Genomic DNA, 24,450 nt, shown 5'->3' with positions numbered 1-24,450 from the left:
TTACCATTACTTCAGCAGGAATGCCCGCAGCGCAGCGAAATCCGCCGTCATCTGATGCGACAGCAGCGGCAGATCGGCGCGCTCCGCTAATTCCGGCGGCAGCGTCAGTGTCTGCTCCAGAATCGCTTCCACGCTCTCGCGGAACTTAGCCGGATGGGCCGTTCCCAGGAACAGACCATACTCCCCTTCCTGCAGCTGATCGCGCAGCAGACGCCAGGCGATGGCGGCATGCGGCTCAGACACATAGCCTATTTCAGCCAGTTCACGCATCGCGGCGCGCGTCGTCTCATCGGAGACGGCACCACAGGCCAGGTCGGTCAGGCGCCAGGTTTTACGGCGGAACAGCTCTTCCACACGCGGCCAGTTGTTCGGCTGGCTGACATCCATCGCATTCGACAGCGTTGAGACCGTCTGATTAGGCTGCCACTCGCCGTTGCCCAGGAAGCGCGGCACCGTGTCGTTGGCGTTGGTGGCGGCGATAAAACGCTTGATCGGCAGACCCAGCGATTTAGCCAGCAGACCAGCGGTCAGATCGCCAAAGTTGCCGCTTGGCACCGAGACCACCAGCTGATTGCGTTTTTCCTGCGGAAGCTGGGCAACCGCTTCAAAGTAGTAGCAGATCTGCGCCAGCAGGCGGCTGATGTTGATGGAGTTCGCTGAGTTCAGGCCAATCGCCTGCTTCAGCGCTTCATCATCAAATGCCTGTTTCACCAGTGCCTGGCAGGCATCAAAATCGCCGTCGATCGCGATGGTTTCGATATTGCCGCCCAGGGTGCAGAAGAGTTTCTCCTGCAGCGGACTGATTTTGCCCTGCGGATAGAGGATGACGACGCGCACGTTTTTCATGCCGTAGAAGGCGTGCGCCACGGCGGCACCGGTATCGCCGGAGGTGGCGGTCAGAATCGTGATCTGCTCATCGGAGCCAGAGACGTATGACAGCATCTGCGCCATAAAACGGCCGCCGAAATCCTTAAACGCCAGCGTCGGGCCATGGAACAGCTCCAGACAGGCGATATCCTCGCTGACCGCTTTTACCGGTGCCGGAAAGGCAAACGCAGCTTTCACACGCTCATGCAGCTGCTGGGCCGGGATCTCGTCACAAATAAACGCCGAGAGGATTTTGCTGCTGCGGCTGACAAAATCCATCTCCAGCATCGCGTCGATGTCGGTCAGTTCAAACTCTGGCAGTTCCAGCGGAAAGAACAGACCCTGCTGTGAGCCCAGACCCTGTTTCACCGCCTGGGCGAAGCTGACCTGCTCGTTGTGATCCTTAAGATTGTAGAGTTTCATGCGTTATCCCAATTGTCGTGCGCCAGCCGTGTCAAGACGGCAGATATGGACGAAGCCTTCATCGTTCTGCAGATAGTGCTGGCTCAGCCAGTCAGCCATCCGCTGTGCCGTTTCCATCTGGTTGCAAACGGCGAAAAGTGTCGGACCGGAGCCTGAAATCCCGCATGCCAGCGCGCCAGTCTCTTTAGCGGCCTGGCGCGCTGCGGCAAAGCCGGGCAGCAGCCGGGTGCGGTACGGTTCGGCAATCACATCCTGCATCAGTTTAGCGGCCAGCGCAGGCTGACGCGTATGGCAGGCGTGAATGAAGCCCGCCAGCAGGCGGCCATGCTTAATGCAATCCTCTTTGCGATACTGCGCAGGTAAAATGGCGCGCGCTTCGGCGGTCGAAACCTTAATGCCCGGATAAGCCATCACCCACAGCCAGTCGTCGAAGCCCGGCACCGCCTGACTGATAATGTCATTCTCTTCCAGCATCAGCTGAATGCCCCCCAGGAAGCACGGAGCCACATTATCGTAATGCACGCTGCCGGAGATTCGCCCTTCCAGCTCGCCCATCAGCGTCAGCAGGGCGCTGTCGCTGAGCGGCTTTCCGCAGAATTCATTCATCGCCATTAAACCGGCCACCACCGAGCAGGCGCTGGAGCCCAGCCCGGAGCCGATAGGCATATTCTTTTCGAGCGTCATCGCTACCGGGATCTCTTTGCCCACCGCCTCGCAAAAACGCTGCCAGCACTGGTAGACGATATTCTCGCGGGGATCGGCGGGCAGCTTACTGACAAAGCGGCCAGCGTTGGTCAGTGAAAACTGATCGGCCGCTTCAACCGAAACGCAGTCACCCAGCAGGGAGCCATCAACCGGCGAAACCGCCGCGCCCAGCACATCGAAGCCGACGCTGACGTTACCAATCGAGGCCGGTGCGTAAATTTTTACCATGATTAAACTCCCAACTTCCATGACAGCGTACGCAGCAGGTCGGCAAAGACACCAGCCGCTGTGACATCATTTCCTGCACCGTATCCGCGCAGTACCAGCGGAATCGGTTGATAGTAGCGGCTGTAAAACGCCAGCGCGTTCTCGCCGTTTTTCACTTTATAGAGCGGATCGTTGCCGTCAACAGCCTCGATCTTCACTTTGCAGATGCCACCTTCTTCGATCACGCCCACATAGCGCAGGACTTTGCCCGTCTCCTGCGCCTGCGCTACCCGGCTGGCAAACGCGTTATCCAGTTCGGGCAGACGCTGCATAAACTCCTCAACATCCTGAATGTCGGTCAGGCTGGCGGGCAGCAGCGGCTCGATCTCAATATCACTCATCTCCAGCTGATGTCCCGCCTCACGTGCCAGAATCAGCAGCTTGCGCGCCACATCGGTTCCGGCGAGATCGTCACGCGGATCCGGCTCGGTGAAGCCCATCTCACGCGCCAGATGAGTCGCCTGCGACAGCGACATCCCTTCATCCAGCTTGCCGAAGATAAAGGAGAGCGAACCGGAGAGAATACCGGAGAAGCGCAGCAGCTCATCGCCAGCGTTCATCAGGTTCTGCAGGTTCTCAATCACCGGCAGCCCCGCTCCCACGTTAGTGTCATAGAGAAATTTACGCCGTGATTTAGCGGCGGCGGCGCGCATCTGCTGATAGTAATGCCAGGATGAGGTATTAGCCTTTTTGTTCGGCGTCACCACATGGAAGCCTTCGCCGAGAAAATCGGCATACTGATCGGCAACTGCCTGACTGGAGGTACAATCCACAATCACCGGATTGAGCAGATGGTACTCTTTTACCAGGCGCGCCATGCGGCCCAGATTGAAGGGTTCTCTGGCTTCGGCTAATGCCGCCTGCCAGTTGCTCAGATCGATGCCGTGGACGTTCGTTAACAGCGCACGTGAGTTGGCGATGCCGCAGACCCGCAGATCAATATGCTTCTGCTTCAGCCACGCCTGCTGGCGATGCAACTGATCCAGCAGTGCGCCGCCCACGCCGCCCACACCGACCACGAACACCTCGATCACCTGATCGGTGGCAAACAGCATCTGGTGCACCACGCGAACGCCAGTGATCACCTCATCATTGTTGACCACGACGGAGATAGAGCGTTCGGAGGAGCCCTGAGCAATCGCCACAATGTTGATATTGGCGCGTGCCAGCGCCGAGAAGAATTTGGCTGAGATGCCGCGCAGAGTCCGCATACCATCGCCCACCACTGAAATCACCGCCAGGTTTTCGATGATATCCAGCGGGTCCAGCAGCCCATCTTTCAGCTCCAGGTGGAACTCCTCCTCCAGCACCTGACGCGCCCGCGCCAGCTCGCTCTGCGGGACGCAGAAACTGATGCTGTATTCAGAAGAGGATTGCGTGATCAGTACGACAGAGATACCGGTGCGGGACATCGCAGCAAAGACTCTGGCCGCCATGCCCACCATTCCTTTCATACCCGGGCCGGAGACATTGACCATCGCCATGTTGTTCAGGTTGGTGATGCCTTTCACCGGGAGCTCATCCTGGCCGCCCTCTGCGCCAATTAAGGTGCCGGGTGCCTGCGGATTGGCGGTATTTTTGATCAGACAAGGGATCTGGAACTGTGCAATTGGCGCAATGGTACGGGGATGTAAGACTTTCGCGCCGAAATAGGAGAGCTCCATCGCCTCCTGATAGGACATCGACTTCAGCAGGCGCGCATCCGGCACCTGACGCGGATCGCAGGTGTAGACGCCATCCACATCCGTCCAGATTTCACAGCAGTCGGCGCGCAGACAGGCTGCCAGCACCGCTGCAGAGTAGTCAGAGCCATTGCGGCCCAGCACGACCAGCTCACCGCGTTCGTTACCGGCCGTAAAGCCCGCCATCAGGATCATGTTCTGCGGTGGAATCTGGCTCGCCTCAATGCGACGGGTTGATTCAGCAATATCGACGGTAGATTCAAGATAGTGGCCAACCGCCAGCAGTTTTTCCACCGGATCGATCACGCTGACGCCATAGCCGCGCGCCTGCAGCAGAGCCTCCATGATCGCAATCGACAGCTTTTCGCCGCGACAGATAATCGCCGCGTTCACGCTGTCCGGACACTGACCCAGCAGGCTGATGCCGTGCAGCACCTGCTTCAGCTGGGCAAACTCCAGATCGACGCGGGTTTTCAGCTGATCGTATTCAAAGCCAGGCTGGGCTTCAGCCAGGCCCTGCAGCAGCTCGCTGAAAATGCGTTCGGCGTCGCTGATGTTCGGCAAGGCATCCTGACCACTGATGGTTTTTTCAATCATCGCCACCAGATGGTTAGTGATCTTTGCTGGCGCAGAGAGCACGGTTGCAACCTGTCCTTGTTGCGCATTGCTTTCCAGAATGTCAGCAACGCGAAGAAACCGCTCCGCATTCGCTACCGAGGTTCCGCCGAATTTCAGCACTCGCATGATATTCACTCTCCTGAATTTAAGCCGAAAAAAAAGCCCGCACTGTTCAGGTGCGGGCTTTTTTTCTGTTTTTCCTGTATGCGTCAGCCCGCACCGTTACCTGTGGTAATGGTGGTGGTAATAATTGTGGTGTTCAGGCTGATTTTACGCATTAAGATTTATTTTCTGTCTGTCTTTTCTGTCCGTCTGGCTCCCAGAAGTAAAGCAAAGCGCACATTAAGTCAACCCGATTTGTCCGCCGGACAGATCTTCGCCACTGCGCACAGCCTCCGGTGAAAGCCGGAAACGGTGTTTGATCGTTTGCCATCAGGAAATCAGGTACGATCTGGTGCTATAAAATCAGCTTTTTGCCGAGGATTTATCTGCCAGTTTTTTTTCAATATCGTGCAGCAGACGATGCAGCATCGCACTGTCGCGCTGTTCCAGCAGCCCTGCCCGCTGATCGATCCAGTCTGCCAGTTTTTCATCATCGCTGACCCCAAGTTGTGCCAGTAGCTGATGGAAACGCTGACGCAGCGCCTGCAGTTGCTGTCCGTCGGCGACTTCGACGGCCGGAGCCCCGACCTGATTGAGTTTCGACAGTTGATAGCAGTAGACCATCACCGCCTGGCCAAGATTGAGTGACGGATAGTCATTCGCCATCGGGATGCCGGTCAGCAGATCGACCTGCTCCAGCTCTTCATTGGTCAGCCCGCTATCCTCACGGCCAAACACCAGCGCCATGCTGTTTACCCACTGCCGTTTCTCCTGCAGTTGCGTTTCAACCTGTTGCGGTGTGGCGTAGTAGCGAAACTTTGCCCGGCTGCGCGCCGTGGTGGCGACGGAAAAGTCGATATCCGCTAATGCGTCAGCCAGGGTGTCGAAGGTCTGCACATTATCGAGGATGTCACCCGCGCCGTGGGCGACCCGGCGCGCAGCGGGATCCTGCCAGGCATCACTGGCCACGATACGCAGTTGGGTGAATCCCATTGTTTTCATGGCACGCGCTGCAGCGCCGATATTTTCTGGCCGCGCAGGCGAGACGAGAATCAGGGGAAAAAGCATATTTATTCCATTGGTCCATTTACATAACGTCATATTAACATGGCTGTGAATGATTCCGTTGCCAGAAGCTAATAAGAAAACAGAGTGTTAATGATGTTAAAAATCATTAAAAAATCGCGGCCGGAATCTTTTTATCGCTGAAGAGGTGATTATTAAAGAAAACATTATTAATTTGTTTAACTTCAACAGGATGGAATGTGATTACCTTCGGGTTTCATTTTGGCATCCGCGCACAGAAAATGTAATGAAAATGATGCTTTTTGTGAGCTAAACAGGCAATATGAGAGAAGTTTTTCACAAAAGTGTTAACGTGCTACAATTGCATTTGATATAAGTCAACGAAGCGTTTTTTTTATGCTTATCGGTTGTAGTTGGTGCTGTTAGGTTGCTGTTAATACAGTTAGGATATGCGCCATTATCATTAACGCCCGGGGCATGCAATTTTCATCCTGACTGGCTGAGCTAATACTGTTGTTGACGCTGATAGATGGTTTATCAAAAGATGATTTCGTACAACGGTTCTGCGCAGCCCGCCGCTCTCGATGATGGAGAACGCCATACCGCTGTACGCCCTGTTTTCAATTTGTTGGCAAATTTTAGGTAGCTAAACATGCAGACCCCGCACATTCTTATCGTTGAAGACGAACTGGTCACGCGTAATACCCTCAAAAGCATCTTTGAGGCGGAAGGTTATGTGGTGTATGAGGCGACAGACGGTGCTGAAATGCATCAGGTGCTGACCGATAATGACGTTAACCTGGTGATTATGGACATCAACCTGCCCGGTAAAAACGGCCTGTTGCTGGCCCGAGAACTGCGCGAGCAGGCCAACGTCGCACTGATGTTCCTGACCGGCCGTGACAACGAAGTCGATAAAATTCTTGGTCTGGAAATTGGCGCTGATGACTATATCACCAAACCGTTTAACCCGCGTGAGCTGACGATCCGCGCCCGCAACCTGCTGTCGCGCACCATGAATCTGGCGATGCCGGGTGAAGAGCGTCGCCAGGTTGAAAGTTATAAATTCAATGGCTGGGAGCTGGATATCAACAGCCGCTCACTCATCAACCCGAACGGCGAGCACTACAAGCTGCCGCGCAGTGAATTCCGCGCCATGCTGCACTTCTGCGAAAATCCGGGCAAGATCCAGACCCGCGCCGATCTGCTGAAGAAAATGACCGGACGCGATCTTAAGCCGCACGACCGCACCGTCGATGTCACCATCCGCCGTATCCGTAAGCATTTTGAATCGACGCCGGACACGCCAGAGATCATCGCCACCATTCATGGTGAAGGCTATCGCTTCTGTGGCGACCTGCAGGAGTAACCGGCCGTCAGAGTCCGTCAGTAAAAAACGCCCCTGCGGGCGTTTTTTTTAACCTGAATATGACCCGCTTAGTGCCACGGCATAATCGGTACGGCGCTGAGCGCATTTTTCGGTGAGCCATCGACCACCTTATCGGAGTAGGTCAGATAGACCAGCGCGTTACGCTTCTGGTCGAAAAAGCGCACAACCTGCAGCTTTTTGAAAATCAGCGAGGTACGCTGGCGGAAGACGACTTCCCCCTGCGCTTTGCCCTGTGCAATTTTCTCGCTCAGCTCGACCGGCCCAATCTGCTGACAGGAAATTGCGGCATCAGACGTATCTTCTGCCAGCCCCAGCCCGCCTTTGATCCCGCCGGTTTTTGCCCGACTGATATAACAGGTTACATTTTTCACGTCTGGATCATCGAATGCTTCGACAACAATCTTATGATCAGGCCCGAAAATCTTGAACACGGTATCCACCGACCCGATTTGCTCGGCAAACAGCGGGCTGGAAACGCTCAGCGTGGTGAGTGCAGCAATTATAAGACGCGATATTGACATGGAGTTACCATTGCAAATGGAATAGATGAAAATGTAATGTACGGGTAATCGATATAATGACCAAACCAAAACGGGTTTTACCCGCTATGTTTTAGCACAACCTTCCCCGGAAAACGGCCCAGGTCTTTTGAACAACGAGTGCTAATTTTCGAGTGCGTTTAGCTGCCCCACCAGAGTATGAGGATGTTTTATGGACCAAGCCGGTATCATTCGCGATTTGCTTGTCTGGCTGGAGAGCCATCTGGATCAACCCCTTTCACTGGATAACGTTGCCCAGAAAGCGGGTTACTCTAAGTGGCATCTGCAGAGGATGTTCAAAGACGTGACCGGGCATGCCATCGGTGCCTATATCCGTGCCCGTCGTCTGTCAAAAGCTGCCGTGGCGCTTCGCCTCACCAGTCGCCCGATCCTGGATATCGCGCTTCAGTATCGTTTTGATTCACAACAGACTTTTACTCGCGCCTTCAAAAAGCAGTTTGCTCAGACCCCGGCCTGGTATCGTCGCGCGTCTGACTGGAACTCCTTCGGTATTCGCCCCCCTATTCGTCTGGATAATGAGGTGCAGCCGGAATCGTCGTTTGTCACGCTGCCGGAAACGGTGCTGGTGGGACAGACCCAGAGCTACACCTGTACGCTGGAGCAGATTTCCAGCTACCGCGACGAGATGCGTATTCACTTCTGGAAGCAGTTCCTGCTGGAAACCGACACGGTGCCACCCGTGCTGTATGGTCTGCATCAGGTGCGTGCCAGCCAGGAGAAAGATGACGAGCAGGAGATTCTCTATACGACGGCAGTGCCGACTGACAACGCAGCCAGCCTCTTCTCCGGCCAGAATGTCATTCTGGAAGCCGGGGATTATGTGCAGTTCAGCTACAGCGGCCCCCGCGCCAGCCTGCAGGAGTTTATCCTGTTGCTTTACGGCACCTGCATGCCAACGCTGGGACTCACCCGCCGTCAGGGGCAGGACATCGAACGCTTTTATACCCACGGCGGTAAAAAGCGTGCCGAGCCACCAACGGAGATCCGCTGCGACTATCTGATCCCTATCCGCCGCCAGACGGCCAACAGCTAAGATCGGGGCTGCCGTTAGTGTAACGGCAGCCTGCAGGATCAGCGCTGCAGTTCGTCGAGCGCGGGAGCATCCAGATGAGACACATCCCCCGCCGTCTCCACAATCCATCCTTCCGCCAGCCAGGCGCTCTGCTGATAATCCACCCGTGACAGTGAGCAGTTGCGCAGGCGCAGACGACGCTCCGCATAGGCGGGCAGCCCCAGAATCGTACTGACCAGCGACCCCAGCGCCATCCCGTGGCTGACCAGCAGCGGACGGCTGCCGGCAGGCAGATCGAGACAGGCATTGAGCGCGGCGTGCATGCGCGTCGCCATCTCCGTCATTGACTCACCCTCCGGAATGCGGCCGCCTTCGGTGCCGTTGACCAGCGTGGCGCGCCACTGCTCCTCTTCAGCGGTCAGACCATCCAGCGGACGTTTCTCCAGCACACCCATATTCAGTTCACGCAGCCGCGCATCCAGCGTCACGCCGCAGCCGCAGGCATCCGCAATAATTTCTGCGGTGCGGCGCGTCCGCCCCAGATCGCTGGCGATCACATGGGTAATTCCCAGCTGTTTTACGCGCTCACCCACCTGCCGGGCTTGCTGCTCACCTTTTTCCGTCAATGGACTGTCAGACTGGCCCTGAATGCGGCGTTCCGCATTCCATACCGTTTCACCGTGACGAACAAGATAGACCTGTAGCATGTTAGTTTCCGTTATACTGCGACAAAATCGCTTCAGAGCCTGTCCCGGCAGGCGTCATTGTTGCAATCAGTCCGGGTGCAGACAATGCGCAACAGCCCGGCGTACAGCAGGTACGTGGGGCGCGTGAGCACTGCCAGGATTCAGACTGACAGATAAAATGGCCTGAGGGCCAGGCGCTTAATCACCTGAGGGTTCAATCAATTATGTACCATGTTGTCGCAGCCACAACCAACCCAGCGAAGATTCACGCGATTGCGCAGGCATTCAGCGACGTTTTCGGCGAAGGATCCTGCCATATTGAAGGGGTCGAGGTCGAGAGTGGCGTTGCCGCACAGCCGTTAACCCATCTTGAAACGCGAACCGGCGCACGCCAGCGCGTCATGAATGCCCGGCAGGTTCGCCCTGAAGCGGCGTTCTGGGTCGCGATTGAAGCGGGGATTGAAGAGGATTGTGCGTTTGCCTGGATGGTGGTGGAAAATCAGAAGCAGCGCGGCGAATCGCGTTCCGCCAGTTTCACTCTGCCACCAGCCGTCCTGGCGGGTCTGCGTGAAGGCCGTGAGCTGGGCGAAGAGATGGCACGCTTAACCGGCATCGAAAATATTAAACACAAGGGCGGTGCGATAGGCGCGTTTACGCATGGTCTGCTCAGCCGCTCCAGCGTCTATCATCAGGCCCTGATTCTGGCGCTCTGCCCGTTCGTCCATCCGCTTTATCAGCAGTAATCAGGCGCGGCCCAGACGCGCTTCCAGCCAGCGTTTCAGCTCCGGCGGCGCCTCTTTCAGGCTGTTGGATCCCCGCGTAATGGTCGCGATGCCGACGCCGAGCTCATTTTTCAGCTCGCGCTGACTCATTTCGCCATTCATTAACTCTTCGATGATCCGCAGACGGGTGCCAAACGCTTCACGCTCGTCGGGCGTCATCATCAGCTGCAGCAGAGGCAGCGCATGGCCATCCGCAAAGGCCTGCTGCATCAGCAGGACAACGCGCTGCCAGCTATCGTCTGTCGGATGCGCATCGGCAGAAGGGGAATCAGAATGGGTCATGAAGAGGCTTCCGTACTCGCTAAAGAGTACGGAAGCTTAACACAGCTAGTAACGGCGATTCCACTCAGCATCTGACAGGATGCTGTCCGGCTTGCCCATGAAGTGACGATAGTAGGCGTCATAGGCCAGCACGTTCTTGACGTAACCACGCGTTTCTGAGAAGGGAATCGTCTCGATAAACGCCACGGCATCCAGATTGCCGGCACTGGCTTTCTGCCAGCTGCGTACCCTGCCCGGTCCGGCATTATACGCTGCGGAGGCGAAAATCCGGTTCTGGCTGAACTGCTGATAGACATACTCCAGATACTGGGTGCCAATCTGGATATTGGTTTCCGGATCAAGTAGCTGGCTGACGTTGCTGTAGCCCGGAATGTTATACATCTTCACCGTGTGTGCAGCCGTGGCGGGCATGATCTGCATCAGTCCGCTGGCGCCGACCGGCGAACGGGCTTTGGGATTCCACGCGCTCTCCTGACGCGAGATCGCCATCGCATAGCTTGGCGGGATCTGCTTCACGTCGGTATTGCGCTCATAGACGCTCTGCCACGCCAGCGGGAAACGCTCCTTCAGGCTGTCCCACATTTTGGCCGTGATGGTCGCCTGCACACTGAGATCCCACCAGTCCTGTTCGTTGGCGTAACGCGCCAGCATCTGCTGCTGGATGTGCGTGCGGCTGCCGATCAGATTGCTCCACTCGCTGCGTGCAAGGTTATCCAGACCCCAGTACATCAGCTCACGAACACGGGCCAGTTCGGGGCCCTGCACCGTGGCACTGTCTGGCTTCGGCGCTTCATCCACCTGCAGCGGATAATCTACGCCCAGACGCTGGGCGGCCACCATCGGATAGAAGCCGCGCGCCTGCATCAGTTTGCGCAGAATCTCTTCCGCTTCCTCTTTACGCCCTTTCTCAAACAGCAGATCGGCCTGCCAGTATTGCCACTCATCTTTTTCTTTGGCTTCCAGCGGCAGACGGGCGATCCAGGTGTTCAGGCCACGCCGGTCGTGCTGCGTGAGCGCCAGGCGAATCCGGCGTTCCAGCAGCGCGGTCGACTCGCTGTTCATCACCACCGCATCACGCCAGCGCGCCTGCTCAGAAGTGAGATCGCTGCCCATCATGCGCCAGACAACAATCTCCTTCAGCGCCTGCTCATCTTCCGGTCCCATCTTCTGCGCCCGGACCAGAATCGGAATCAGGCTGCGGGCATTTTCCATGTCCTGCCGCGCCACGCGGCTAAAGGCGTAAATCGTCGCCTGGCGGGTGAAGTCGGTCGGTCCGACGCTGCTGGCGAAAGTACTGACCGTCAGCGGATCCTGCTGCAGCGCCTGCACCGCGTCAGACATGGTCTGATAGTCGGCCGGCAGCGTTTTCGCCAGATAGCTTACCAGGCTGTCGTTACCGGCTTTCATCGCCAGCCGGATGCGTTCCAGGATGGTAATCGGCGAGAGCTGGCCGGAGGACTGCCAGACCGAGAAGAGCTTATCGCAGTCCGCAGGCAGCGCTGTACCGCGCAGCCAGATCTGCTTCGCGCCGTCAAACGCGGCCTGCTGCTGCCCGGTAGCCCATTTTGCGTAGTACCAGTTGCAGCGCGCCTGCACTGGCTTAGGTTCGGTGGGGCTGAAGTTCAGCACGCCCTGCCAGTCCTGACGGTAAGCCAGCACGTTGATAAAGCGGGTACTGAGCGACCGTGCAGGTGGCAGCGTCGGATACTGGCGAATAAAGTTCTGCACGGCCAGCGCCGTCTCCTGATCGAGATCCTGCGCCAGCAGGCGATACTGCAGATAAGGATAAAGCGGATAATCCTGCAGCGTTGGCAGGAGCTGCTCCACGGTGGCCATCTGGTTACTGTCCCAGGCCTGTTTAATTTGTTGATAACGTTGCCGCTGTTGATCAAGCGAATCGGCCCATGCGCTGCTGGCCGTTCCGGCCAGACAGATCCCTATCATCCAGTTACGCCACTTCACCACGTAAATCTCCTCTGTTGCTGGGCCCGGCGAGTTGCCAGACAGTCTTCATGCTAACCAGGCAACCGGACTCTTGCCATGTTCTTCACAAAATTTACGCACCGCGCCCCCCGGCGCACCGCTATCGCTCAGCCTGCGCGCTGCGGTTGTGCAAATTATCATCAGAAAATCTTATCACCACCGCCAATAACCCGTTGAATCAGCGCGTTAAAAAACTGGCATACCCTTTGCTCTGTTGAATGCCATCTTGTATACCAGCTGGAATTCTTGTTATGACATCAACGATTGGCCTGACGCTTCACGCCTGGCAGCAGCGCATTCAGCAGGCTCCCCATCAGATTAGCGCTCTGCTCAACGCACATCTGGCGGAGATCGATCCGCAGGATAACGCCTGGATCACCCTGGCGACACCCGCGCAGTTAGCGGCACAGATCGCCCCGCTGCTGACACACTATCAGCGCGATCCCGCGGCACTGCCGCTGTTTGGTATTCCCTTCGCGGTTAAGGACAATATTGATGTGGCGGGCTGGCCCACCAGCGCCGCCTGCCCTGCCTTTACCTATACCGCGCAGGAGGATGCGGTTGCCGTCGCCCGGCTGAAAGCCGCTGGTGCGGTCGTCATCGGCAAAACCAACCTCGATCAGTTCGCGACCGGCCTGGTGGGCACCCGCTCGCCTTACGGGGCGGTCTGCAACACTTTCGATGCTGACTATGTCAGCGGCGGCTCGAGTTCTGGCTCGGCGTCGGTGCTGGCACGGGGACTGGTCGCCTTTTCACTCGGCACCGATACCGCCGGATCGGGACGCGTCCCGGCAGGCTTTAACAACATCGTCGGCCTGAAACCGACCAAGGGCTGGTTCCCTGCGCGCGGCGTGGTGCCTGCCTGTCGGCTTAACGACACGATCTCGGTCTTTGCGCTGACAACCGGGGATGCCTTTACCGTCGCCACCGTGATGGGCGGGTATGACAGCGGTGATGCCTATTCGCGCATCAATCCGCGCACCGCGCCAGCTAACCTGCCCGCCCGTCCTCACTTTGCTATTCCGGCCGATCCGGCATTTTTTGATGATGCTGCCGCAGAAGCCGCCTGGGATCGGGCACTGGAGGCCCTGCAGGCGGGCGGCGCGACTCTGCACCCCATCGATTTCACTCCGTTTCGCCAGCTGGCTGAACAGCTCTATTACGGCGCCTGGGTCGCTGAACGCACGGCGGCGGTGGGCGACATGCTAGACCAGATGGAGCCGGTCGTGCAGAACATCATCGCCAGCGGGCTGAACTACAGCGCGGTGGAGGCGTATAAAGCGGAGTATCTGCGGGCCGACCTGACGCGCCAGATCCAGCAGGCAATGGCTCCCTTTGATGCGCTGGTGGTGCCGACCTCACCCACTATCCATACCCTGGAAGAGATGAAGCAGGAGCCCGTCCACTACAACTCGCAGTTTGGCACCTACACCAACTTTACCAACCTTGCCGACCTCGCCGCGCTGGCCCTGCCCGCCCCGTTCCGCAACGACGACCTGCCAGCCGGCATCACGCTGATCGCACCGGCCTGGCACGATCGGGCGCTGGCTGAGTTTGGCCTGCGCTGGCAGCAGCAACTGGCGCTGCCGCTGGGCGCCACCGGTCAACCCTTCCCCGCCGGACGCGCCACGCTGCCCGCCTCAGCTGATCACGTCCGCCTGGCGGTGGTGGGTGCCCATCTCACCGGTATGCCGCTCAATTTCCAGCTTACTGAACGTCAGGCGGTATGGGTTGAGGAGACGCAGACCGCGCCCCACTACCGCCTGTTTGCCCTGCTGGAGGGGGCGATCAAAAAGCCGGGCCTGATGCGTGATGAACAGGGCGCCGCGATCGCTGTGGAACTGTGGGACATCCCGCTGGCGCGCTTCGGCGAGTTTGTGGCCGAGATACCTGCTCCGCTGGGGATCGGCAACCTGACGCTGGCCGACGGCCGGGTCGTCAAAGGCTTTATCTGCGAAGGGGCGGCCCTGCGCGGCGCGCTGGAGATTACTGAAACGGGCGGCTGGCGTAACTGGCTGGCATCACAGGGGAGTCACTGATCATGTTTACCACCGTACTGATTGCCAACCGCGGCGAGATAGCCTGTCGCGCCATCCGTACTCTGAAGCGCCTTGGGGTGAAAAGCGTTGCGGTTTACTCTGACGCTGACCGCAACGCGCAGCACGTTAAGCAGGCGGATGTGGCTATCGCTCTGGGCGGCGACAAAGCCAGCGACAGCTATCTGCGCATCGACAAAATTCTGGCGGCGGCGCAGCAGAGTGGCGCGCAGGCGATCTGGCCAGGCTACGGTTTTCTCTCCGAGAGCCAGCCGTTTGCCGAAGCCTGCGAAGCGGCAGGTATCGCCTTTGTCGGCCCCACCGCGCAGCAGATTGGCGAGTTCGGACTCAAGCACCGCGCGCGCGAACTGGCTGCCCGTGCGGGTGTGCCGATGACGCCCGGCACGCCGCTGCTGGACTCGCTTGAGGCGGCGCTGCAGGCCGCCGATGAGATTGGCTATCCGGTGATGCTGAAAAGCACCGCAGGTGGCGGCGGCATAGGTCTGACACGCTGCGCCGATGCGCAGGCCCTCACCAGCGCCTGGGAGAGCGTGCGCCGTCTCGGCGAGCAGTTTTTCAGTGATGCCGGGGTGTTTCTGGAACGCTGTATCGATCGTGCCCGTCACATCGAGGTGCAGATTTTTGGCGACGGCAACGGCACCGTGGTGGCGCTGGGCGAACGCGACTGCTCGCTGCAGCGCCGTAATCAGAAAGTGGTGGAGGAGACACCAGCGCCGGGCCTGTCATCTGCCACGCGTGATGCCCTGCTCGCGTCCGCGGTGCGGCTCGGCGAGCTGGTGAACTACCGCAGCGCGGGCACCGTGGAGTATATCTACGACGTCAGCCAGCAGACGTTTTACTTCCTTGAGGTTAATACCCGCCTGCAGGTGGAACATCCGGTTACAGAGTGCGTCACCGGCCTGGACCTGGTGGCGTGCATGTTACAGGTAGCGGCGGGCGATACGGTTGACTGGGCACGTCTGCAGCAGGCGCCGCAGGGGGCGGCGATTGAAGTCCGTCTCTACGCCGAAGATCCCCTGAAAAACTTTCAGCCCAGCCCCGGCCTGTTAACGGGCGTGGTCTTTCCCGAGGGCGTGCGGGTCGACAGCGGTGTCGAAACCGGCAGCGAGGTTTCCAGCTTCTACGATCCGATGATCGCCAAGCTGATTGTGCACGCTGACAACCGCGCTGCAGCACTGGAAAAACTGCAGCAGGCGCTGGATGCCACCCAGCTGCACGGCATCGCCACCAACCTGGATTACCTGCGGCAGATCACCACCGGCGACACGTTTCGCAGCGGCAGTGTCTGGACGCGCTATCTCGACAGTGTGGTGCCCGCCGCTCCGGTGGTGGAGGTGCTGCAGCCTGGCACCTTCAGTTCCGTTCAGGACTACCCCGGCCGCCTCGGCTACTGGGACATCGGCGTGCCGCCTTCCGGCCCGATGGATGATTTCGCCTTCCGGCTGGCTAACCGCATCGTCGGGAACCATCCGTCAGCGGCGGGCCTGGAGTTTACGCTGCAGGGGCCGACCCTGCGCTTCCACTGCGATGTCACGCTGGCGCTGACCGGCGCGGCGTGTGACGCCACGCTGGATGGCGAGCCGGTGAGTTACTGGCAGCCGCTGAGGGTAAAAGCGGGACAGACCCTGGCGCTGGGTCGCGCCCGGCAGGGCTGCCGCAGTTATCTGGCGGTGCGTAACGGCTTCGACGTGCCGGTCTATCTCGGCAGCCGCAGCACCTTCTCGCTGGGCCAGTTCGGCGGTCACGCCGGGCGCACCCTGCGCGTGGCCGATATGCTGCCGATCTCCCGGCCTGAACAGGCGGCCTGCACCACCCCTGCCCCGGTCAGCGCGCCGCAGCCGCTCGATGCGGCGCTGATCCCGCACTACGGCAGCGAATGGCGCATCGGCGTGCTCTACGGCCCGCACGGCGCGCCGGACTTTTTCACTCAGGCCGCGATTGATGAGTTCTTTGCCAGCGACTGGCAGGTGCACTACAACTCCAACCGCCTCGGCGTGCGGCTGGTCGGCCCGAAACCCACCTGGACCCGCGCCAACGGCGGTGAAGCGGGCCTGCACCCCTCTAATGTACATGACTGCGAATATGCCATCGGCGCAGTCAACTTTACCGGCGATTTTCCGGTGATCCTGACGCACGACGGCCCGAGCCTCGGCGGCTTTGTCTGTCCGGTGACCATCGCCAGAGCGGAGCTGTGGAAGGTGGGCCAGGTCAAACCTGGCGACACCATTCGCTTCCACCCGATTACCGCAGACGATGCGCTGGCACGGGAAAAAGCGCAGAAGCATCTGATCGACACCCTGCGGCCGGAGCATCCGCCCGCCTTTGCTGTGCCGTCGCTGGCCGAAACCGCTCACGGCTCCGCCACGATCCTGGCCGCGCGGGACGCGACCGGCAGCACGCCGACCGTGGTCTACCGCCAGGCGGGCGACAAGTATGTCCTGATTGAGTATGGCGATAACGTGCTGGACCTGGCGCTGCGCCTGCGCGTGCATCTGCTGATGAATGCGCTGAAAGCAGAGGCTGAACCGGGCATTGAGGAGCTGTCGCCAGGTGTGCGGTCGCTGCAGGTGCGCTATGACAGCCTCGTCATCAGCCAGGCGAAGCTGATGGCGCTGCTGCTGGCGCTGGAAGCTACGCTGGGCGATGTCAGCACCCTTAAAGTGCCGTCACGCGTGGTGTGGATGCCGATGGCGTTTGAAGACAGCGCCACGCTGGGCGCCGTCAGCCGCTATCAGGAAACGGTGCGCGCCAGTGCGCCCTGGCTGCCGAATAACGTGGATTTTATTCAGCGCATTAATGGCCTGAGCAGCCGCGAACAGGTGCGCGACACCCTGTTCAACGCCAGCTATCTGGTGCTGGGGCTGGGCGACGTCTACCTCGGCGCACCCTGCGCCGTGCCGATCGACCCGCGTCATCGCCTGCTGAGTTCCAAATACAGTCCGGCGCGCACCTTTACCGCCGAAGGCACCGTCGGCATCGGCGGCATGTACATGTGCATCTACGGCATGGACTCGCCCGGCGGCTATCAGCTGGTGGGCCGCACGCTGCCGATCTGGAACACCTTCCTGAAAAATCCGCAGTTTGCGGCCGATGCGCCGTGGCTGCTGCGTTTCTTCGACCAGGTGCGTTTCTATCCGGTGAGTGAAAGCGAACTGAATCAGCTGCGCGAAGATTTTCGTGAGGGCCGCGCCAGCCTGCGGATTGAAGAAACTGAATTTGATTTCGCCGCTCATCAGCAGTTCCTCGCCGATCACGCCGCTGAGATTGCCGACTTTCGCCAGCGCCAGGCCGCCGCGTTTGAACAGGAAGTGCAGCACTGGGCGCGGGAAGAGGAGAACGCCCCGTCTGTGCAGGATACCGCCACCAGCCTCAGTGACGAGGATCAAAGCGGGCTGGCCGTGCAGGCTGATCTCAATGGCAACATCTGGAAAGTGCTGGTGCAGCCGGGCGAGGCGGTCAGCGCCGGTCAGACGCTGATCATCGTGGAGGCGATGAAGATGGAGCTGGCGATTGTCGCGCCTCAGGCGGGCCGCGTGACGCGGATCCTCTGTCAGGCGGGGCGTCCGGTCACGCCCGGCGACACCCTGCTATGGCTTGAGCCGGAGGTGGAATGAGCGCACATCCCCCGAAAGCGCGTCCCGAAGCGCTGGCCGAACGGGTCTATCAGGCCCTGAAGGACGATATTTTTGCCTTTCGCCTGATGCCGGGCGATCGCTTCAGCGAAAGCGAAGTCGCCACGCGCATGGCGGTCAGCCGTACCCCCGTGCGGCAGGCCCTGTTCCGGCTGGAGCGTGAAGGCTTTGTGGATGTCTGGTTTCGCAGCGGCTGGCAGATTAAAACCTTCGATTTTGCCTGGTTTGAATCACTCTATGACCTGCGCACCGTACTGGAGTGCGAGGCGGTAAAACGCCTCTGCGCCCTGCCCGCGCCGCAGTGTGCCGCACTGCTCGACGCACTCAGCCAGTTCTGGTGTGCGTCAGCTCCGCTCGCTGACGGCCTGGTGGTGTCACAACATGATGAGGCGTTTCATATCACGCTGGTCGCCGCCGCCGGTAATCCGGAGATGACGCGCATTCACGCCGAACTGACGGAGAAGATCCGCATCATCCGTCGCCTCGACTTTACCCGCGACGATCGCATCAGCGCCACGTATCGGGAACATGCACAAATTTTACAGGCGATTTTTCAGCAGGATCGTGCCACGGCACAACAGATCCTGACCGATCACATCGCCGTCAGTAAGGCAGAGGTACGGAAGATCACGCTGCACCGCCTCCAGCAGGCCCGGCTCCAGCTCACCGAATAATACAACGACCACTCAGGGGTTCAGATGATGAAAAGACGTTCGTTAATTAAAGCTTTTGCGCTTTCCGCCACTGTTGTCAGTCTGGGTTTCACCTGGAGTGCGCAGGCGGCGGACACCATCAAAGTGGGGATCATGCATTCTCTCTCCGGCACCATGGCGATTTCTGAAACGCCGCTGAAAGATGTGGCGCTGATGACGATTGATGAGATCAACGCCAAAGGTGGCGTGCTGGGGAAAAAGCTGGAGCCGGTGGTAGTCGATCCCGCCTCCAACTGGCCGCTGTTTGCCGAGAAAGCGCGTCAGCTGCTGACGCAGGATAAGGCGGCGGTGGTATTTGGCTGCTGGACCTCGGTTTCACGCAAGTCAGTGCTGCCGGTGTTTGAAGAGCTGAACGGCCTGCTTTTCTACCCGGTGCAGTATGAAGGGGAAGAGATGTCGCCCAACGTCTTCTACACCGGTGCTGCGCCGAATCAGCAGGCGATCCCGGCAGTGGAGTATCTGATGAGCGAAGATGGCGGCAGTGCGAAACGCTTCTTCCTGCTGGGCACCGACTACGTCTATCCGCGTACCACTAACAAGATCCTGCGCGCCTTCCTGCGCAGCAAAGGCGTGGCGGACAGCGATATCAAAGAGGTCTATACGCCTTTCGGTTACAGCGATTACCAGACCATTGTCTCGGACATTAAAAAGTTTGCGGCGGGCGGTAAAACGGCCGTGGTTTCCACTATCAATGGCGACTCCAACGTGCCGTTCTACAAAGAGCTGGCGAACCAGGGAATTAAGGCCACAGACATTCCGGTGGTCGCTTTCTCGGTGGGCGAAGAGGAGCTGCGCGGCATCGACACCAAACCGCTGGTGGGTCAGTTAGCGGCCTGGAACTACTTCGAGTCGATCGACAATCCGGTCAATGCGAAATTCGTCGCCGATTATCGCGCTTACGCTAAAGCACACAACCTGCCGAACGCCGCCACCGTCGTCACCAACGATCCGATGGAGGCCACCTATGTGGGAATCCACCTATGGGCGCAGGCGGTGGAAAAAGCGGGCACCACGGATGTCGACAAAGTACGGGCAGCCATGGCCGGTCAGACTTTTAAAGCCCCGGATGGCTTTACTCTGACCATGGATCAGACCAACCACCACCTGCATAAGCCCGTTATGATCGGTGAAGTGGAGGAGAACGGCCAGTTCAGCGTGGTGTGGCAGACCGATCAGCCGGTCCGTGCGCAGCCGTGGAGCCCCTACATCGCCGGGAACGACAAAAAGCCCGACCACCCGGTAAAAACCGCACAGTAATCGTGCGCGGCGGATAACCCGGCCGCGTCACGCGCCGTGACGCGGCCGCATGGCTTTCCGCCGTGATGCTCTTCCTGACGAGGCTCTCTTTATGAATCTATGTCGCTGCTTTCTCAGCCTGCTGCTGCTGGTGCCACTGATGGCCAGTGCCGGACCGGCTGCGGACTTTGCGGCCGCCAGCCGCAGCCAGCAGGCGGCGCTGCTGCAGCAGTGGGCTGCGGCGCCCGACAGTCAGCGCCTGCCACTGCTGGAGGCGCTGCATGCCGAAACCGTGGTTACCGACCAGAACAGGCAACCGTTCAGCCAGCAGGGGACGACGCTGCAGCCGCTGGACAGGGTGGCGCAGCCTGCCGGCAACCTGAAAAAGCTGTTTATGAACAACCGGCTGCGGGTGCTGGTCAACACTGCACTGGCCGCTCACCAGCTGGTCAGCCCCGACGCGGCCCTGCGCCTGCGCGCGGCGCAGCAGTTGCAAAATGAGGGGATGGCGGACCAGCTGCCCCTGCTGGAACAGCGGCTAGCTGCCGAGCCGGACAGCCGGGTGCACGCCGCGTTAGCGCTGGCGCTGGCGAATCTGCAGCTGGCCGATCGCGAGCCGATAGTGCGTCTGCGGGCGGTGCAGCAGCTGGGGGAATCCGGCGATCCTGATACGCAGGCCAGCCTGCAGCGCCTGACCCAGGCCGCGAACGAGCCGGACGCCACGGTGCGGGCGGCAGCGGCGCAGAGCCTGCAACAGATCCAGAAGCGGCTGATGTGGGGCGATCTGCTGGGGCAGGCCTTCAGCGGCCTGTCGCTCGGTTCGATTCTGCTGCTGGCCGCACTGGGCCTGGCGATCACCTACGGTCTGCTCGGGGTGATTAATATGGCGCACGGTGAAATGCTGATGCTCGGCGCGTACGCTACCTGGTGGGTACAGGGGCTGTTTCAGCAGTTCGCGCCGCACTATTTAGCCTGGTATCCGCTGCTGGCGCTGCCGGTCGCCTTTCTGGTGACCGCCGCCATCGGCATGGCGCTGGAGCGCACGGTAATCCGTCATCTCTATGGCCGTCCGCTGGAGACGCTGCTTGCGACCTGGGGGATCAGCCTGATGCTGATTCAGCTGGTCCGGGTGCTGTTCGGCGCGCAGAACCTGGAGGTAGCAAATCCGGCGTGGCTCTCAGGCGGTCTGACGTTGCTGCCCAATCTGGTGCTGCCATGGAATCGCATCGCGGTGATCCTGTTTGTGGTGTTTGTGCTGGCGCTGACCTGGCTGCTGCTGAACCGCACCCGCCTGGGCATGAACGTGCGTGCCGTGACTCAGAACCGCGCGATGGCGGAGTGCTGCGGCGTGCCGACCGGCCGCGTCGATATGCTGGCGTTTGGCCTCGGCTCCGGTATCGCCGGGCTGGGTGGCGTAGCGCTGTCGCAACTTGGCAATGTCGGGCCGGAGCTGGGTCAGGGCTACATCATCGACTCGTTTCTGGTGGTGGTACTGGGTGGCGTCGGCCAGCTGGCAGGCACCGTGGTTGCGGCGTTCAGCCTGGGTATTCTCAATAAAGTGCTGGAGCCGCAGATGGGCGCCGTACTGGGCAAAATCCTTATTTTGATGCTGATCGTACTGTTTATCCAGAAACGCCCGCAGGGCCTGTTTGCGGTTAAAGGAAGGGTGACTGACTGATGACGCAACCCATGACGCTTCGCGTGGCGCGGACGGCGCCGCGCCTGACACTCAGCCTCGGCCTGGTGATTGCGCTGGCACTGCTGCTGATGCCGTTTCTGGCGCTGCTGCCCGCCACGCATCCGCTGGCCCTGTCGACCTATACCCTGACGCTGGTTGGCAAAATCCTCTGCTATGCGGTGGTCGCGGTGGCGCTGGACCTGGTGTGGGGATATGCCGGACTGCTGTCGCTGGGGCATGGCCTGTTTTTTGCCCTGGGCGGCTATGCCATGGGCATGTACCTGATGCGCCAGGCCGCAGGCGAGGGCTTACCCGCTTTTATGTCCTTTCTCTCCTGGCATGAGCTGCCCTGGTTCTGGGCCGGCAGCCAATATTTCGCCTGGGCGCTCTGTCTGAGCATGCTGGTGCCGGGCCTGCTGGCCTGTCTGTTTGGCTTCTTCGCTTTCCGGTCAAAAATCAAAGGCGTTTACTTCTCCATCATCACCCAGGCACTGACCTATGCCGGTATGCTGCTGTTCTTCCGCAACGAAACCGGTTTTGGCGGTAACAACGGTTTTACCGGCTTTACCACCCTGCTCGGCTTTTCTGTCACGGCGACAGGCACCCGTATCGGGCTGTTCATTGCCACGGTGCTGCTGCTGCTGCTGAGCCTGGCGATCGGCTTTGCGCTGGCGCGCAGCAAGTTTGGCCGGGTACTGACTGCAGTCAGGGACGCGGAGAACCGCCTGATGTTCTGCGGGTATGATCCCCGCGGCTTTAAACTGTTTGTCTGGACGCTCTCCGCCGTACTGTGCGGCCTTGCCGGGGCGCTCTATGTGCCGCAGGTCGGCATTATCAATCCGGGTGAGATGTCACCGGCCAACTCAATAGAAGCCGCCATCTGGGTAGCGCTGGGCGGACGCGGCACGCTGATTGGCCCGCTGCTGGGCGCAGCGATTGTCAACGGCGCACGCAGCTTCTTCACCGTTGCCTTTCCGGAGTACTGGCTGTTCTTTCTGGGTCTGATGTTCATTCTGGTGACGCTGTTTCTGCCTTGTGGCGTCATTGGCCTGCTGCGCCGGAGGAAACCATGAGTGATACCCTGTTTACCCAGCCCCAGCGGGCGGATCGTCACCGGTTGCAGCGCGATCCGGTACTGCAGCTGGAGAAGATCAACGTCTCGTTTGAGGGCTTTCGTGCGCTCACCGATCTGTCGCTGCAGATCGGCGTCGGTGAACTCCGCTGCGTGATCGGCCCCAACGGCGCGGGCAAAACCACGCTGATGGATGTCATCACCGGCAAAACCCGTCCCGATGCGGGCCGGGTGATCTATGACCAGGACAGCGATCTGACCCGCCTTTCACCGGTAGAGATTGCCCGCGCCGGTATTGGTCGTAAGTTTCAGAAGCCTACGGTGTTTGAGGCATTAACGGTCGCTGAAAATCTGGAGATCGCGCTTAAAACCGATAAATCGGTCTGGGCTAGCTTGCGTGCCCGTATCAACAGCGAACAGCGCGATCGCATCGATGAGGTACTGAAGCTGCTGCGGCTGGGCGGTGAACGCCAGCGCCGGGCGGGTCTGCTGTCGCACGGTCAGAAGCAGTTTCTGGAGATCGGGATGCTGCTGGTGCAGGAGCCGCACCTGCTGCTGCTGGACGAACCCGCTGCGGGCATGACCGACGCCGAAACGGACTACACCGCCGAGCTGTTTCGCAGCCTGGCAGGCAGACACTCGCTGATGGTGGTGGAGCATGACATGGGCTTTGTGGAAACCATCGCCGACCATGTCACAGTGCTGCATCAGGGGCAGGTGCTGGCCGAGGGGTCGTTGCGCGAGGTGCAGGCCAACGAGCAGGTTATCGACGTTTATCTGGGGCGCTGAGATGTTACAGGTTACTGAACTGAATCAATATTATGGCGGCAGTCATATCCTGCGCGGCCTGTCGTTTGAGGTAAAGATTGGTGAGATCACCTGCCTGCTGGGGCGCAACGGCGTGGGGAAAACCACGCTGCTGAAATGCCTGATGGGGCTGATCCCGGCGAAGTCAGGCGATATCTACTGGCAGCAGCAGCGGATCAATGGCCGTAAACCGCATCAGCGGGTGCAGGCGGGCATCGCGTATGTGCCGCAGGGACGTGACATTTTTCCGCGTCTGACGGTGGAGGAGAATCTGCTGATGGGCCTCTCCCGTTTTCCGGCGGCGCAGGCGCGAGAGGTGCCGGAAGAGATCTATCAGCTCTTTCCGGTGCTGCTGGCAATGAAGTCACGCCGCGGCGGCGATCTTTCAGGCGGTCAGCAGCAGCAGCTGGCGATCGGCCGGGCCCTGGCCTGTCGTCCTCAGCTGCTGATCCTGGATGAACCGACAGAGGGGATCCAGCCCTCTGTAATCAAAGAGATCGGCGCCGTGATCCGTCAGCTGGCGCAGCGCGGGGATATGGCGATCCTGCTGGTCGAGCAGTTTTACGATTTCGCCGCTGAGCTGGCGGACAGCTATCTGGTGATGTCACGCGGGGAGATCGTGCAGCGTGGCCGCGGCGACACCATGGAAGCAGAAGGTGTGCGCGGCCTCGTGGCAATTTAACCGGCGATCAGAGCAGGCCTGTTTCGACGGAGAAGTGGCGCTGTTCACCCGGTTTCAGAGTGATCAGCGTACCGGCCTGCTGTGCCGCCAGAAAGCCTTCCGGCCGGCAGGTGGCGGGCAGGATATAGGCCGCCACCTGCTGGTCGGGATTATGCAACAGCCAGCGGGTGGCGTGCGGGAACTGTGCA

20 protein-coding genes, 1 pseudogene and 1 other annotated feature are annotated in these 24,450 nt (G+C 59.6%); of the genes and pseudogenes, 11 read left to right on the top strand and 10 right to left on the bottom strand.

Annotation, left to right across the window (positions count from 1 at the left end; all coding sequences use genetic code 11):
• Positions 1-6: 6 nt before the first annotated feature.
• From thrC to ACLHDD_RS00085, 5 genes are all read right to left on the bottom strand, one after another.
• Complete coding sequence (thrC, locus tag ACLHDD_RS00105; protein ID WP_427102438.1) at positions 7-1,290, bottom strand: threonine synthase; 1,284 nt, start codon at positions 1,288-1,290, stop codon at positions 7-9.
• 3 nt (positions 1,291-1,293) lie between these two features.
• Positions 1,294-2,223 (bottom strand): homoserine kinase, encoded by a 930-nt coding sequence (thrB, locus tag ACLHDD_RS00100; RefSeq protein ID WP_427102437.1) that lies wholly within the window; start codon positions 2,221-2,223, stop codon positions 1,294-1,296.
• A gap of 2 nt (positions 2,224-2,225) precedes the next feature.
• The gene (thrA, locus tag ACLHDD_RS00095) at positions 2,226-4,688 is read right to left on the bottom strand and encodes a bifunctional aspartate kinase/homoserine dehydrogenase I (RefSeq protein ID WP_427102436.1); all 2,463 of its coding nucleotides are present in this window, start codon (positions 4,686-4,688) and stop codon (positions 2,226-2,228) included.
• Positions 4,689-4,714: 26 nt separating this feature from the next.
• Positions 4,715-4,833: a sequence feature (Thr leader region), on the bottom strand.
• The gene (thrL, locus tag ACLHDD_RS00090; RefSeq protein WP_071591720.1) at positions 4,772-4,840 is read right to left on the bottom strand and encodes a thr operon leader peptide; all 69 of its coding nucleotides are present in this window, start codon (positions 4,838-4,840) and stop codon (positions 4,772-4,774) included. (Overlaps the previous feature by 62 nt.)
• A gap of 187 nt (positions 4,841-5,027) precedes the next feature.
• A complete protein-coding gene (locus ACLHDD_RS00085; RefSeq protein ID WP_427102435.1) occupies positions 5,028-5,732 on the bottom strand; it encodes a tRNA/rRNA methyltransferase in 705 nt (234 codons plus the stop codon).
• A 610-nt stretch (positions 5,733-6,342) separates the two neighbouring features.
• Here ACLHDD_RS00085 and arcA point away from each other — a divergent pair.
• Entirely contained in the window at positions 6,343-7,059 is a 717-nt protein-coding gene (arcA, locus tag ACLHDD_RS00080) for a two-component system response regulator ArcA (protein WP_111141369.1), read from the top strand.
• A gap of 68 nt (positions 7,060-7,127) precedes the next feature.
• Here arcA and creA read toward each other — a convergent pair whose 3' ends face one another.
• Complete coding sequence (creA, locus tag ACLHDD_RS00075; protein ID WP_427102434.1) at positions 7,128-7,601, bottom strand: protein CreA; 474 nt, start codon at positions 7,599-7,601, stop codon at positions 7,128-7,130.
• A 190-nt stretch (positions 7,602-7,791) separates the two neighbouring features.
• On the opposite strand from creA, the gene robA reads away from it, so the two are divergent.
• Entirely contained in the window at positions 7,792-8,673 is an 882-nt protein-coding gene (gene robA, locus ACLHDD_RS00070; RefSeq protein WP_427102433.1) for an MDR efflux pump AcrAB transcriptional activator RobA, read from the top strand.
• Positions 8,674-8,711: 38 nt separating this feature from the next.
• Here robA and gpmB read toward each other — a convergent pair whose 3' ends face one another.
• The gene (gene gpmB, locus ACLHDD_RS00065) at positions 8,712-9,359 is read right to left on the bottom strand and encodes a 2,3-diphosphoglycerate-dependent phosphoglycerate mutase GpmB (RefSeq protein WP_427102432.1); all 648 of its coding nucleotides are present in this window, start codon (positions 9,357-9,359) and stop codon (positions 8,712-8,714) included.
• Positions 9,360-9,562: 203 nt separating this feature from the next.
• On the opposite strand from gpmB, the gene yjjX reads away from it, so the two are divergent.
• Positions 9,563-10,081 (top strand): inosine/xanthosine triphosphatase, encoded by a 519-nt coding sequence (gene yjjX / locus ACLHDD_RS00060; RefSeq protein ID WP_427102431.1) that lies wholly within the window; start codon positions 9,563-9,565, stop codon positions 10,079-10,081.
• Here the strand turns inward: yjjX and trpR are convergent, their stop codons facing one another.
• Together trpR and sltY are read right to left on the bottom strand one after the other, a co-directional pair.
• Positions 10,082-10,402 (bottom strand): trp operon repressor, encoded by a 321-nt coding sequence (trpR, locus tag ACLHDD_RS00055; RefSeq protein WP_111141374.1) that lies wholly within the window; start codon positions 10,400-10,402, stop codon positions 10,082-10,084.
• Between the two features lie 45 nt (positions 10,403-10,447).
• The gene (sltY, locus tag ACLHDD_RS00050) at positions 10,448-12,367 is read right to left on the bottom strand and encodes a murein transglycosylase (protein WP_427102430.1); all 1,920 of its coding nucleotides are present in this window, start codon (positions 12,365-12,367) and stop codon (positions 10,448-10,450) included.
• 269 nt (positions 12,368-12,636) lie between these two features.
• On the opposite strand from sltY, the gene atzF reads away from it, so the two are divergent.
• The 8 genes from atzF (at position 12,637) to urtE (ending at position 24,262) form a co-directional block, all read left to right on the top strand.
• Positions 12,637-14,424: an allophanate hydrolase gene (gene atzF / locus ACLHDD_RS00045; protein WP_427102429.1), complete on the top strand. Its 1,788-nt coding sequence runs from the start codon at positions 12,637-12,639 to the stop codon at positions 14,422-14,424.
• Between the two features lie 2 nt (positions 14,425-14,426).
• Positions 14,427-18,056 (top strand): urea carboxylase, encoded by a 3,630-nt coding sequence (gene uca / locus ACLHDD_RS00040; RefSeq protein WP_427102428.1) that lies wholly within the window; start codon positions 14,427-14,429, stop codon positions 18,054-18,056.
• Positions 18,053-18,748 (top strand): GntR family transcriptional regulator, encoded by a 696-nt coding sequence (locus tag ACLHDD_RS00035; RefSeq protein WP_427102427.1) that lies wholly within the window; start codon positions 18,053-18,055, stop codon positions 18,746-18,748. Before uca ends, ACLHDD_RS00035 begins: the two co-directional genes overlap by 4 nt.
• 27 nt (positions 18,749-18,775) lie before the next feature.
• Positions 18,776-20,044: an urea ABC transporter substrate-binding protein gene (gene urtA / locus ACLHDD_RS00030; RefSeq protein ID WP_427105144.1), complete on the top strand. Its 1,269-nt coding sequence runs from the start codon at positions 18,776-18,778 to the stop codon at positions 20,042-20,044.
• Between the two features lie 91 nt (positions 20,045-20,135).
• Positions 20,136-21,701, top strand: a complete 1,566-nt coding sequence (gene urtB / locus ACLHDD_RS00025; protein WP_427102426.1) for an urea ABC transporter permease subunit UrtB — start codon at positions 20,136-20,138, stop codon at positions 21,699-21,701.
• Entirely contained in the window at positions 21,701-22,774 is a 1,074-nt protein-coding gene (urtC, locus tag ACLHDD_RS00020; protein ID WP_427102425.1) for an urea ABC transporter permease subunit UrtC, read from the top strand. Before urtB ends, urtC begins: the two co-directional genes overlap by 1 nt.
• Positions 22,771-23,562, top strand: coding sequence for an urea ABC transporter ATP-binding protein UrtD (urtD, locus tag ACLHDD_RS00015; RefSeq protein WP_427102424.1), 792 nt, complete (start codon positions 22,771-22,773; stop codon positions 23,560-23,562). Before urtC ends, urtD begins: the two co-directional genes overlap by 4 nt.
• A gap of 1 nt (position 23,563) precedes the next feature.
• Positions 23,564-24,262 carry an urea ABC transporter ATP-binding subunit UrtE gene (urtE, locus tag ACLHDD_RS00010; RefSeq protein WP_427102423.1) on the top strand — a complete coding sequence of 233 codons (699 nt, stop codon included), beginning with the start codon at positions 23,564-23,566 and terminating at the stop codon, positions 24,260-24,262.
• Between the two features lie 7 nt (positions 24,263-24,269).
• On the opposite strand, the pseudogene ACLHDD_RS00005 reads toward urtE, so the two are convergent.
• Positions 24,270-24,450, bottom strand: a pseudogene (locus ACLHDD_RS00005) (DUF4432 domain-containing protein); the annotation flags it as partial.

It is taken from the genome of Pantoea sp. NSTU24 (assembly GCF_050157905.1).
In the GTDB taxonomy this organism is placed as follows: Bacteria; Pseudomonadota; Gammaproteobacteria; order Enterobacterales; family Enterobacteriaceae; genus Pantoea.
Note: the sequence above shows the minus strand (reverse complement) of the source record. Positions and strands in the feature narration are given on the sequence as shown.